Source organism: Pseudoalteromonas tunicata (genome assembly GCF_002310815.1).
GTDB classification, from domain to species: domain Bacteria; phylum Pseudomonadota; class Gammaproteobacteria; order Enterobacterales; family Alteromonadaceae; genus Pseudoalteromonas; species Pseudoalteromonas tunicata.
Window position 1 is genome coordinate 299,963 of record NZ_CP011033.1, and the last position, 14,929, is coordinate 314,891.

Annotated in this window: 2 protein-coding genes (1 of these 2 only partly in view); both read left to right on the forward strand. The window is 45.1% G+C overall.

Annotation, left to right across the window (positions count from 1 at the left end):
* Positions 1-4,618 carry the end of a non-ribosomal peptide synthetase gene (locus PTUN_RS19010; RefSeq protein ID WP_096035271.1) on the forward strand. 5,420 nt of this gene lie to the left of the window's left edge, so only the last 4,618 of its 10,038 coding nucleotides appear in the window; its start codon lies beyond the left edge, outside the window; the stop codon is at positions 4,616-4,618.
* Positions 4,618-14,658, forward strand: coding sequence for a non-ribosomal peptide synthetase (locus PTUN_RS19015; protein ID WP_096035272.1), 10,041 nt, complete (start codon positions 4,618-4,620; stop codon positions 14,656-14,658). The genes PTUN_RS19010 and PTUN_RS19015 overlap by 1 nt, the downstream gene beginning before the upstream one ends.
* The last annotated feature ends 271 nt before the right edge of the window (positions 14,659-14,929 follow it).

Genomic DNA, 14,929 nt, shown 5'->3' on the forward strand with positions numbered 1-14,929 from the left:
CGAAAATGTACGTAGATTATTTTATGTTACTCAACCTGATTTTAATTTTACAGCACAAGATTGCTGGTGTGTATTTCACTCTTACGCCTTTGACTTCAGTGTTTGGGAGATGTGGGGAGCACTTTTTTATGGTGGCAAGTTACTAGTACCTACCCTGGATGAAGTAAAAGATACCCGGTTGTTTATTGAACTATGTCACAAAGAAAAGCTGACTATCCTTAATCAAACGCCAAGTGCGTTTAAACAACTAACCGAGTACCTAGTGAGCATTGGCCAAGCTTTGCCCACTTTACGCACAATAGTGTTTGGTGGTGAAGGTCTAGTTGAGAGTCATTTAGCATTATGGTGGCAAAATTTTGCGGATCATTCGGCTGAACTTATTAATATGTATGGTATTACAGAAACCACAGTGCATGTAACCTACAAGGTCCTTGGCCAAGGTAGCAGGATTACCATTGGTAAGCCATTACGGGATCAACATATCTTATTGTTAGATGAATCACTGAATTTAGTCCCTAAGGGATGTGCAGGGGAGATTTATGTTGCTGGAGCTGGTTTAGCGCGAGGTTATCTTAATCGCGAAGCACTTAGTGCAGAGCGCTTTATCGCAAATCCTTATTATCATGAGGCTGGTGCATGGTTAGGCGAGCGCCTTTATAAAGCCGGTGATTTAGCTCGATATGATGCTGAAGGTGAATTGCATTATTTAGGGCGTTTAGATGATCAAGTTAAAATCAGAGGCCACCGAATTGAGTTGGGAGAAGTTGAAAGTCGCATAACGCAATTAGAGATGGTCGATTCTGCATTAGTGCTGGCATTACCTGGCGTAGATGCTCAGTTGCAATTGGTTGCTTATGTAAAAGTAATTGATACCTTCAAAGAGGGTGATTGGCAGGCCCAATTAAAACAGACCCTTAGTCAGCAATTACAGGCTTATATGTTACCTAGTGTGATTGTTCCAATCACACAATGGCCATTAACTAATAATGGTAAAGTAGATAAAAAGGCCTTACCTGCAATTGAAACGGGTACTGATCACACTAATTTTGAAGCTCCCACCACAGCTACTGAGCAGACAGTAACTGAGATTTGGAGTGAACTACTTAATATAGCGGTTGATAGAATAGGAATTAATACTAACTTTTTTGAGTTAGGTGGACATTCTTTATTGTTGATGAAGTTACTGGCTGGTATTCGAAAGCGTTTAAATCGAGAGTTAACAGTTAAAGATATCTTTTCTGCTGCCACGGTTAAACAGCAAGCCGCGAAAATTGACCAGCAAATACATGCTAATCTTCGCCCTCAAATTATGCCTCAGGTACGAAATAAAGGTGAGTTATTACCATTATCTTATGCCCAGCAAAGATTATGGTTTATCGATCAACTTAATGGCGAGAGCCCAGAATATAACATGCCAGTGGCATTTGATATTGTGGGGCATCTAGATTTAGACGTTGTAGAAGAGGCAATCAATCAGCTGCTTGAACGCCATGAAGTTTTAAGGACAGTTTTCCTTAATCAAAGTGAAGGCCCAAAACAGCAAGTTATAGATCACTTTAGCTTTAAACTCACTTTATTCGATTTAAGTGAAGTAGAAGGTATAAAAAAACAACAGCTGTTAAGCGATACGCTGAAAAAAGAGGCTCTTCAACCCTTTAATTTAGAGTGTGATTTGATGTTAAGAGCATCTTATGTACTTCTTGATTACGCCAGCGATAACGCTCAGCAGCATGGAGTGCTGATGTTTAATATGCATCATATTGCTTGCGATGGTTGGTCTTTAGAGTTGATGTCTAATGAATTTTTAAGGTTATATCAGTCTATTACTACTGAAAACCCAGAACCGTTAGCCCCGATCACGATTCAATACGCTGACTACGCCGCATGGCAAAGAGAGTGGTTAAGTGATGAATTATTAACCGCTCAGCTTGATTATTGGCGTGAGCAACTGGCCGATGTACCACCAGTTCATAGCTTACGGCTTGATAAGTTAAGGCCCGAAGAAAAGCAATATAACGCGGCATCTTATCGCAGCCGATTACCAAAAGAGGTGAGTGCGCAGTTACAACAACTGGCTGAAATCGCGAACGTAACACCTTTTATGTTAGTGCATAGTGCGCTTGCTTATGTTTTATCAAAACATAGTAATAATCACGATGTTGTGATTGGAACTCCGGTCGCTAATCGCGCACAAGCTGAAGTAGCTGCTTTGGTGGGATATTTTGCCAATACATTAGTCTTGAGGGTCAATACTCGTCATGCTGAGCTTCAAGAGTATCTCAATCATGTTAAGTCAGTTCATATTGGTGCGCAGTCGAACCAAGATGTGCCATTTGAGCAACTAGTTGATGCCCTCAAAACGCCTCGTTCGACAGCTTACAGTCCGATTTTCCAGATTATGCTAACTATGAACTCTGATTTTGCTCTTACAGATAAACGAGTATGCGAGTTAGCTGGATTACAGTTCACAGCTCGAACTCCTGAAACGACTACAACCAAATTTGATCTTGAGGTTAATATTGAGCTGAGCGACGTAGGAGTAAATGTAACTTGGACCTACGACAAAGTGTTATTTAATGAGACACATGTCGCCATGTTTGCCCAGCATCTACAAGCTGTTTTACAGCACATGGCTCAGTTATCACCGCAGCATTTATCGCAGAGTTTAAGCGCTTTACCTATGCTTAATGACGCCGAGCGCCAGCAGCAGCTGGTAGATTGGAACAATACTGCGCTGAGCTACCCTAAAGAATTGTGCATTCATGAATTATTTGAAGCGCAAGTGCAACACGCACCAGAGCGCACCGCGGTATGGTTTGAAGAGCAGTGTTTAAGTTATGGCGAACTCAATGCCAAAGCCAACCAGTTGGCGCATTATTTACGCGCTGAGCATGGTGTTGGGCCCGACAGTTTAGTGGGCTTATGCACTGAGCGCTCATTGGAAATGGTCATCGGGATTTGGGGGATTTTAAAAGCCGGCGGCGCTTATGTGCCATTGGACCCCGAGTTACCGTCTGCTCGATTGCAGTATTTGGTCAGTGATACCCAGGCCAATGTGGTATTAAGTACCCAAGCCCTTAAAGAGCACATCACGTTAGGCGAAGCACAAGTGGTCTATCTTGATGGCTTGGGGAGTCAGGTTACGCATCCGTTTAGCGAGTATAGCGAAGAGAATATTAATCTAAAGGAAATAGGGTTAACGTCACAGCACCTTGCCTACATGATTTACACCTCAGGGTCTACAGGCCAACCCAAAGGCGTATTGTTGGCCCATCAAGCCTTGCACAACCGTATTGATTGGATGGACCGAGAATATGGCTGTGACAGCCTAGATGTTATTTTACAAAAGACCCCGTACAGTTTTGATGTGTCGGTCTGGGAATTTATTTGGCCCATGCTAAAGGGCGCAAAACTAGTGGTAGCCAAACCGCAAGGACACAAAGACCCAAGTTACCTCACCGAACTGATAGTTGCCACCGGCGTGACCAAATTGCATTTTGTGCCTTCCATGTTAGGCGTGATGTTAGCCCATGGTGACTTGCGTCGATGTCAGTCACTGAAACAGGTTTTTTGTAGTGGTGAAGCGTTACAAATCAGCCATGTTGAACAATTTAGACATCAGTTACCAGAGGTTGGATTACATAACTTATATGGCCCAACAGAGGCAGCCATTGATGTGAGCTACTGGGATTGCTCGCAGCCACTGGGCAGCAGTGTGCCGATAGGAAAACCAATACAAAACATCCAGCTCTATATATTGGATGACGAATTAAATCTATTACCACAAGGAGCCTGTGGCGAGTTACATATTGGTGGAGACGGCTTAGCCCGCGGCTATTTAAATCGGCCAGAGCTGACACAAGAGCGGTTTATCGCCAACCCATTTTATCAAGCAGAAGAAGCCAACAGCAGTGAGCGCTTATATAAAACAGGAGATTTGGTGCGCTACAAAGAGGATGGCAACATAGAATACATGGGGCGTTTAGACCATCAAGTGAAGATAAGAGGCTTTCGCATAGAGTTGGGCGAAATAGAATATCAGGTCGCACAACATAAGCAAATAGACTCAGCGCTGGTTGTTGCCCAAGCGGATAAAGCAGGCAATCAACGGCTGATAGCCTATGGCAAAACCGTGCAAGCAGAAGCGTCAAAAGAGGACGTTATTGCCTCATTAAAAGCTGAGTTAGCTGCGGTATTACCAGAATACATGGTGCCAGCGAACGTTATTTTGGTCTCAGAATGGCCATTGACGCCAAATGGTAAAATAGACCGCAGAGGACTGCCCTCGGTGGATGAGAGTATCGATAGCACAGCGTATGTCGCGCCACACGGTGAGACAGAAGTGATGCTAGCAGAAGTATGGGCTCATGTATTAAAACTTGATGTTGCACGAATAAGCCGTAACGCCAATTTCTTTGAACTTGGCGGGCATTCATTATTAGTGATCAAGGCGATGAAAGAAATCGATTTACGATTCTCTATTCAGTTAAATATCAAAGACTTGTTTAAATATACTTCAGTTTCAGACCTAGCAAAGCAGATAGATTTCATGTTGGCAAAACAGGAATTGAAAGCAAAATTAAAGCAATCAGACAATGTAGAAAGGATCGTGTTTTAATGAAAGCGGAACAAATAATAAAGCAACTACAAGATAAATTTATCTTAGTGAGCGTCTCGGATGGTTCGCTTGTTGTCGAAGCTGAAAGTGGGGCGGTTACGGCAGAAATCGCACAACTCATTAGAAGTAATAAAGATCAATTAGTTACTTATTTGAGTGAAAGCAAAGAAGAGCCAAAGCGTCAAACGGTCACAAAAAGAGCGGCTGAGTATAATGACACCGCCCCGCTGTCTTTCTCACAGCGGCGATTGTGGTTTATTGCCCAGCTTCGAAAAGAGTCGGCAGAATATAACATGCCAGCATTTCTTGAAGTTAATGGATTGCTTGATTTGGATTTAGTTGAACGTGTATGCCGCGAGATTATTCGACGTCATGAAATATTACGTACAGTTATTATCGAAGGTGAGTTCGAGGCGCAGCAGCATATTTGTGCCGATTTCAATTTTTCTTTACGCCGAATTGATCTCAGTATGGTTAAAGCTGAGCAGCAATTAGAGCAGCTTGAAACTCTTATTGTTGATGAACTGAATACACCTTTTAATTTATCCAAAGATCTGATGATCCGAGTCAGTTATGTTTTATTAGAGCAAAGTGCAATGGGGTCACAGCGTGGTGTCTTACTGTTTAATATGCATCATATTGCATCTGACGGTTGGTCAATCGAATTGCTCAGTCGAGAGTTTATGCTTTTATATCAAGCATTCAGTGATAATAGCGTGACTCCACTGCCTGATCTTAGCATTCAATATGCAGACTATGCTGTTTGGCAAAAAGAGTGGCTACAGGATAATTTACTTGAAGAACAAATGACGTATTGGCAGCATCAGCTCAAAGGTATTCCTACTGTTCATAGTTTGCCACTCAAACAAGCTAGAGCGATTGAAAAACAAAGTGATGCAGACTTTTTGTCTTATCGTTTGCCTGAAACAGTCAGTTCACAAATAACGTTCACTGCCCAGCAATATAAGTTATCGGCCTTTATGTTTTTTCATGCGGTGTTGGGATTACTATTATCACGCCATAGTAATAGTCATGATATTGTAGTGGGCACACCGGTAGCAAATAGACTCCAGCAAGAACTTGAGCCTTTAATTGGCTTTTTTGTTAATAATTTAGTACTGCGAGTTGATACTCAACATGCAACGATTGGCGATTATTTGACTCACGTCGCAATAGTACATCGGGATGCTCAAGCTAATCAAGATATACCGTTTGAGCAACTCGTTGAACGTCTGAATGTTGAGCGCAATTTATCCCATGATCCGATCTTTCAGATCATGTTATCAATGAACACGGATTTTGGTGTTTCACAACAACAAGACGCCCAACTAGCTGGATTATCGTTTAAAAAATACGACCGTGAGGTGGTTTCTCTTAAATTCGATATTGATATTGATATTAATTATAGTGATTCAGAAATTGAGCTGAAATGGACTTACGATACATCGCTTTTTGAACATAACTATATTGAAACGCTAAATCAAAACTTTTGTCATTTATTACAAGAGTTTATGCTTTATTCTGCCGCACCTGAGACTAAACTTAGTCAACTGTCATTACTCACTCAAGCAGAGCAAGATGCTTTACTGGCGATGCAGTGTGGGCCGAAACGAGAACTGGCCTGGTGCTGCGCGCATCATCTGATAGCGCAGCAGGTTAAAAAATCACTCGGACGGGTGGCAGTGACCAATGGTGAGCAATTCCTAAGTTATCGTATGTTAGACGAACGTGCTAATCAGCTGGCCCATTATCTGCGCGAGCACCATAACGTTGGCCCCGATACCTTGGTTGGTCTGTGTGTTGAGCGCTCGCTTGAGATGATGGTGGGGGTGCTGGCTATCTTAAAGGCAGGTGGGGCTTATGTGCCGCTAGACCCTGCTTATCCTAAAGAGCGTCTGGCGTTTATGGTGCAGGATACGGGCCTGACTGTGGTGCTGACACAACAAAAAGTGGCCACGTTACTGGATGGTTTTAACGTGACTGCGGTGCCTATTTGTACCCTACAGCATTTTAATGATTACGCGACTGATGCCCCCGATGTACCGGGACTGACTCCTGCGAATTTGGCGTATGTGATGTACACCTCTGGCTCAACGGGTACGCCAAAAGGAGTGATGGTTACGCATCGTAACTTAGTTAATTTTGCCGCCAACTGTGAGCTGCGTTACGACATCACCGAGGCTGATAATGTCTTGCAATTTTCAACGATGAACTTTGACATTTTTGTTGAAGAATGGCTGGCGTCCCTAAGCCGCGGTGCGAGTTTGGTACTGCGTCACGAAGCGGTCTCGTTGAGTCGCGAAGCCTTTATTGATTTTTGTCAGCAGCATGCCATCAGTGTGGCCAATTTGCCAACCGCATTTTGGCATCAGTTGGCACTCAGTGAAGAAGAGTTGGCCCGTCTGTCACTGCGCTTGGTGATTGTTGGCGGCGAAGCGTTGGATAAAAAATCGGTGGCAAGTTTAAAACCAGGTTTTTGTTTGCTCAATTCCTATGGCCCAACTGAAACCACTGTCACCGCCTCAGGCTTTGCGATTGACAGTGATTACGCCGAGTCTCGTGCGGTGCCAATTGGTCGTGCGAATGCCAATACTGCTTGTTTGGTTTTATCAGAGCAACTGACACTGTGTCCGCCGGGCGTAATGGGCGAGCTTTACATCAGTGGTCAGGGGTTGGCCAAAGGGTATTTGAATCAACCGGCACTCACCGCAGAGCGTTTTATCGATAACCCTTATTATGACAAGAGCAACCTCGCACTCAGTGAGCGCTTGTATAAAACCGGCGATTGGGTCCGTTTGTCTGGCGATGGTGAGTTAGTCTTTATGGGGCGCATCGATGACCAAGTAAAAATACGCGGTTTTCGGGTTGAATTAGGTGAAATTGTTAATCAGTTAATGGCTGACGAAACCGTCGAGCTTGCGGTGGTGCTTGCTGAGCCTGGGCATGATGGAGGTAAAACGTTACGAGCTTATGTTCAACCACAGCAGAGCCTTGATGAAGCACAGCACAGCCAGTGGCTGCAATCGTTGCAACAATCATTAAGCGCGAGCTTACCCAATTATATGGTGCCAGCCACCTTCAGCGTGGTGGTGCAATGGCCGGTCACCACCAATGGTAAAGTAGATAAACAGGCCTTGCTCGCACTGCCAGCAGTCGTTTTATTGCAGGAATATCAAGCGCCGCAAAGCGCGCAGGAGCACTGGCTGGTTGAATTTTGTAGTCAGCATTTAGCGTTACCAACCAACCAAATTAGTGTCACCGCGAACTTTTTTGCGTTGGGAGGGCACTCATTATTGATAATGCAATTGGTGAGTCAGCTGAGAAAAAGTGAGCTTCAAGCAGACGTCCAAGCGTTATTCAAAGCGCATTCGTTGCAAGACATGGCACGGCAGATACAGCCATTGAACACAGCTGAATTTATCAATGTGCCCGCCAATGGGATCCCAGCAGATTGCCAACACATCACACCCGAGATGCTCACCTTAACGCAGCTCAGTGAGGCAGAGATTGCGGATATTGCGGCAGTTATTCCCGGAGGAATGGCCAATATTCAAGATATTTACCCCCTAGCACCACTGCAAGAAGGGGTCTTATTCATTCACACCATGAGCGAGCAATACGACCCATATGTCACCAGCAGCACGTTTGAGTTTGATGATGACGCGAGTTTGGCGAGCTTTTTAGCCGCGTTGCAACAACTGATTGCCAGACATGATGTACTGCGTACCGCCATCGTGTGGCGTAACCGGACAACCGCGCTGCAAGTGGTTCAGCGAGAAGCCCAACTAGCAGTGAGTCAACTAGCGTTTAACGACAGTGAGGATGTGTACCAAGCATTTATAGACTTTGTAGCGCAGGCCGATTATTGGATTGATTTAGAAACTGCGCCGTTACTGCAGCTGTCGGTATGTGAAGATACGGTACGAGGCAAGCATTATGCACTCTTGAGCGAGCATCACCTGATATCAGACCATGTATCGTTAGAGGTTTTAGTCGAAGAGCTGAGCGTACTGTTACATACTCCACACGCAGAGCTTGCACCGCCCGTTCCTTATCGCGAGTTTGTAGGACGTACCTTACAGCGCAGTGGCGAACTCGATACCGCCGCGTTTTTCAGCCAACAACTTGGTGAGGTGAGTGAGCCGACCCTGCCTTATGGGTTAAGCGATGTACTGAATGATGGTAAAGCGGTCACGAGTGTCAAAGTCAGATTGGACAAAGCCCAAGCGCAACAGGTACGGCAGTTAATGCGTGAGCACAACAGCAGCCCAGCAGCGTTGTTTCACTTAGTATGGGCCAAAGTGTTATCGGTGTGCAGCGGTCAGTCACAAGTGGTGTTTGGCACGGTTTTATCAGGACGCATGAATGGGCTCCCCGGCATAGAACGCATGATGGGGATGTTAATCAACACCTTGCCATTAAAAGTGGACTTAGGCAGTCACAGAGCCGCAACGTTATTAAGCCAACTGAACAGCGACTTACAAGACTTAGTACCGTATGAGCAAGTTTCATTAGCAGAAGCACAACGTTACAGCGGCGTCAGTGGACAACTGCCGTTATTCAGCGCGATGTTAAATTACCGTCACTCAGCAATAGCAGAGCAAGGCGCAGAAGCACAGGCGGGATTTCGGGTCCTTGAAAGCCAAGAGCGAACCAACTACCCGTTTAACTTATTAGTGGATGATTTTGGTGATGGCTTTGCATTTGAAGTGCAAATAGATACACGGGTCCCAGCGCAGCAGATAGCGGCGTATGTACAGGTTACACTGACAAACGTACTCGATTTATTAGCAAAAGACTCAATACAATCCGTGCACAGTGTGTGTGTATTATCAGAGGCCGAGCGCCAGCAGCAGCTGGTAGATTGGAACAATACTGCGCTGAGCTACCCTAAAGAATTGTGCATTCATGAATTATTTGAAGCGCAAGTGCAACACGCGCCAGAGCGCACCGCGGTATGGTTTGAAGAGCAGTGTTTAAGTTATGGCGAACTTAATGCCAAAGCCAACCAGTTGGCACATTATTTACGCGCTGAGCATGGTGTTGGGCCTGACAGTTTAGTGGGCTTATGCACTGAGCGCTCATTGGAAATGGTCATCGGGATTTGGGGGATTTTAAAAGCCGGCGGCGCTTATGTACCATTGGACCCCGAGTTACCGTCTGCTCGATTGCAGTATTTGGTCAGTGATACCCAGGCCAATGTGGTATTAAGTACCCAAGCCCTTAAAGAGCACATCACGTTAGGCGAAGCACAAGTGGTCTATCTTGATGGCTTGGGGAGTCAGGTTACACATTCGTTTAGCGAGTATAGCGAAGAGAATATTAATCTAAAGGAAATAGGGTTAACGTCACAGCACCTTGCCTACATGATTTACACCTCAGGATCTACAGGCCAACCAAAAGGCGTATTGTTGGCCCATCAAGCCTTGCACAACCGTATTGATTGGATGGACCGAGAATATGGCTGTGACAACCTAGATGTTATTTTACAAAAGACCCCGTACAGTTTTGATGTGTCGGTCTGGGAATTTATTTGGCCCATGCTAAAGGGCGCAAAACTAGTGGTAGCCAAACCGCAAGGACACAAAGACCCAAGTTACCTAACCGAACTGATAGTTGCCACCGGCGTGACCAAACTGCATTTTGTGCCTTCCATGTTAGGCGTGATGTTAGCCCATGGCGACTTGCGTCGATGTCAGTCACTGAAACAGGTTTTTTGTAGTGGTGAAGCGTTACAAATCAGCCATGTTGAACAATTTAGACATCAGTTACCAGAGGTTGGATTACATAACTTATATGGCCCAACAGAGGCAGCTATTGATGTGAGCTACTGGGATTGCTCGCAGCCACTGGGCAGCAGTGTGCCGATAGGAAAACCAATACAAAACATCCAGCTCCATATATTGGATGACGAATTAAATCTATTACCACAAGGAGCCTGTGGCGAGTTACATATTGGTGGAGACGGCTTAGCCCGCGGCTATTTAAATCGGCCAGAGCTGACACAAGAGCGGTTTATCGCCAACCCATTTTATCAAGCAGAAGAAGCCAACAGCAGTGAGCGCTTATATAAAACAGGAGATTTGGTGCGCTACAAAGAGGATGGCAACATAGAATACATGGGGCGTTTAGACCATCAAGTGAAGATAAGAGGCTTTCGCATAGAGTTGGGCGAAATAGAATATCAGGTCGCACAACATAAGCAAATAGACTCAGCGCTGGTTGTTGCCCAAGCGGATAAAGCAGGCAATCAACGGCTGATAGCCTATGGCAAAACCGTGCAAGCAGACGCCCCAAAAGAGGATGTTATTACCTCATTAAAAGCTGAGTTAGCGGCGGTATTACCAGAATACATGGTGCCAGCGAACGTTATTTTGGTCTCAGAATGGCCATTGACGCCAAATGGTAAAATAGACCGCAGAGGACTGCCCTCGGTGGATGAGAGTATCGATAGCACAGCGTATGTCGCGCCACATGGTGAGACAGAAGTGATGCTAGCAGAAGTATGGGCTCATGTATTAAAACTTGATGTTGCACGAATAAGCCGTAACGCTAATTTCTTTGAACTTGGCGGGCATTCGCTTCTGATAATGCAGTTGATTACCAGCCTCAAACAGCAGGGTTATCAATGTCATGCTCAGGCAATGTTTAAAGCTGTAAATTTACAAGCAATGGCCGATCAATTGGATTCAAATACCGATCCGATATGCGACTTTATTGTGCCAGATTACGTTATACCAGAAAATGTCTTACAACTTAGCCCAGATATGTTTCCTTTAGTTCAGCTGGAACAAGATAAACTGGACGAAATTGTAGCAAAAGTACCTGGCGGTGCGTCAAATATTCAGGATATTTACCCATTAGCACCTTTGCAAGAAGGAGTGCTCTTTATTCATACTATTAATAAAGAGCATGATCCATATGTAAGTACCATGGCTTTTGAGTTGGCTAATGAACAATTGTTGATGCGATTACGAGCGGACTTAACTTTTGTAATCGAACGTCATGATGTTCTGAGAACCGCGATTTTATGGCGTGGTCGTGCTCAAGCGCTGCAGGTCGTGCAGCGTCGAGCATACTTGCCAGTGACAAGATTAGATTTATCGGGCTCTGATATAAAATCGGCATTTGAAACCTATGTTGCACAAGGGGCGCACGGTTTTGAGCTTGAAACAGCCCCGTTAATTGAGCTCGTTGTGACACCCACGGATGAGCAGGGGCGGATTTTTGCCTTGTTAAAATTCCACCATCTGATTACTGACCACGTTTCGTTGGATATTCTGATGTCTGAACTCAGTGCACCGGATTTGACGCAGTTGCCTCCTCCTTTACCTTATCGTGAATTCATCGCCCGCTCATTGCATAACACCGCGAACTTGAATGTAGCTGAGTTCTTTAGTGAAAAACTCGGTGACATTGATACACCTACCTTACCATTTGATTTAGCACACGTAGCATCAGATGGTAATGATGTTGTTGAGTATGGTGATGAAGTGGCACTCACTCAATCTGAGGATATTCGCCGCCTAGCAAAACGCCATCAATGTAGCCCCGCAGCGTTGTTTCATCTTGCTTGGGCGCAGGTATTAAGTGCCTGCTGTGGTCGTGATGATGTGGTTTTTGGTACTGTGATGTCGGGTCGTATGAATGGCATGCCAGGTATTGAGCGCATGATGGGGATGTTGATTAATACCTTACCGCTGCGTTTACCGTTAAAAAACCTTCAGGTGACAGACGCGTTACGGCTGGTGAATCAGGAACTGCAAGCATTGCTGCCTTATGAGCAAGTCTCGTTGGCTCAAGCGCAAAGTTACAGTGGAATTGGCGGCAATACACCGCTGTTTAGTGCCATCTTAAACTACCGTCATCAGGCGCAAGCGCCAGCGCAATCAAGCTCAATGCCCGAGCAAGCAAGTGCGAGGCTGCTGAGCACACGAGAGCGGACGAATTATCCCTTTGAGCTTTCAGTGAATGACCAAGGAGAAGGGCATTGTTTTACACTGGACTTTCAGATTGAACGCCGTATTGAGGCAAAGCGCATCGCGGTTTATATGCAGACAGCGCTCAATAGCTTAGTCACGGCACTGTTAAATGACTCTAATAGTCCAGTGACCGAATTAACGGTGTTGCCACATGCAGAACGAACACAACAATTGATTGATTGGCAAGCGGCGTCTGCGATCTATCCGAAAAAGGCTTGTATTCATGAGGTCTTTGAACAACGGGTCGCTGACACCCCCGATGCCATAGCGCTCAGTTGTAATGAGCAAGTCTTGAGCTACCGGCAATTAAACGAGCGAGCGAATCAAGTCGCACATTACCTTCAAGATAGGCATCAAATTGGCGCCAATAGCCGTGTGGGTTTATGTATTGGGCGCTCAGTTGAGATGATTATTGGTACGTTAGCGATTTTAAAAGCAGGGGCCGCTTATGTGCCGCTCGACCCACAGGCGCCCCAATCACGTTTAGCCTACATGCTTGAAGACACCGCAGTGAGTGTGATACTGACAGCGGAATCACAGGCAACAGCACTGCACTTTAGTGATGTGCCGCAAATTTGTTTAGACCAACATGATGCGCTCATATCGCAGCAAAGCAGCAATAACCTCAGCCGAGCAACTGGGCTCAGTAGCGAGTCACTTGCCTATGTGATTTATACCTCGGGTTCTACAGGGCATCCTAAAGGCGTCATGACCCCTCATCGGGCGGTTAATCGTTTAGTCTGCTCACCGAATTTCATGACGTTAGACAAAGAGACGGTTTTTTTACAATGTGCCACCATTGCCTTTGATGCTGCCACATTAGAAATCTGGGGGCCATTGTTAAATGGCGGGCGCTGTGTCTTGTTCCCAGACGAATTAATCACGCTAGAGCGCCTGAACGCGGTACTGGCAGCGCAGCAGGTGACGGCGATGTGGTTAACATCGGGCTTATTTACGCAGTGGAGTACAGCCTGTCAACCGGGGCTTGCATTGGAGTATGTGCTTGCTGGAGGCGATGTACTCAATCCGCAAGCAGTTAAAGCCGTACAACAGGCGTTGCCAGATGTGAGCGTTATCAACGGGTATGGGCCGACAGAAAATACCACCTTTACGTGTTGTTACCCGATACCACGTGGCCAGGATTTATCCGCAGGTGTTCCGATAGGGCAAGGCGTACAAGGGGATGTGGTGCTAATTTTATCAGCACAAGGCAGCTTAGTACCCGCAGGCGTGATAGGCGAATTATGTGTCGGCGGTGATGGTCTGGCACTAGGTTACCTCAATCAACAGGCGCAGACGCAGCAGCAATTTGTCGCAAATCCATATAGTCGTATTTTGGGTCGGGCAGAGCGATTGTACAAAACGGGTGATTTAGTCCGTTATACGACAGATGGTTTAATCGAATATGTGGGGCGAGTAGACGACCAAATTAAAATCCGCGGATTTCGGGTTGAATTAGGTGAAATCCAAAACAGGATCAATGCGTTGGATGATGTCGAACAGTCTTTGGTGGTGTGCCGTAAAGATCAGAGCGATAATGCCAGTATTGTTGCTTATATTCAGCCAAGTTTTGAGTTGAAGGATGAATCGTTTTTGGCATGCAAAGCATCGGTTAAATTATCTCTGGCTGATAAGTTGCCTACTTATATGCAGCCATCAGCATTTATTATAGTTGAACAATGGCCCCTTACACCAAACGGTAAAATAGATAAAAAGGCATTGCCACTACCTAACTTCAATATCGCAGAAAGTGATTATATTGCTCCTGAAAGTGAACTTGAGCTTCAATTAGTCGAGATTATCGCTCGCTTGATAGGTATGCCTGTATCCAAAGTGAGCATGTCGGCTAATTTCTTTGACTTAGGTGGACATTCCTTGATGTTAATGAGGCTGTTAACAGAAATTAAAGAAAAGTGGATGGTGGAGCTGGCCATTAGTGAAGTATTTGATTGTCAGTGTTTGGCCAATCTTGCTGAGCTGCTGATAACAGAAATAAAACTGCTAACAACTTTTGATAATACCGAAATTAAAGATGATGAGGAGGTATTAGAGTTTTAAGCATCCTGACAATTAGGGATCTGAGCTATTGTTTCTCTTGTTAATCGTAAGAGTAAGAAAACAAGTCAGATCCCTGTCACCCCAACACTTTCCAATTTTATCTTTATAGTGAATCAAAACTCAGTTATTTAATCACTCAGACCAGATATTAGAGTATTGATCCCTACTCGTTTTAAAAATGCGAAGATATTAAATAATCTCAATTCAGGATAATGAATCTAACTCACGCAGCTATTTTCAACACCAACAGCGTTGGATTAGCTTGCAATCG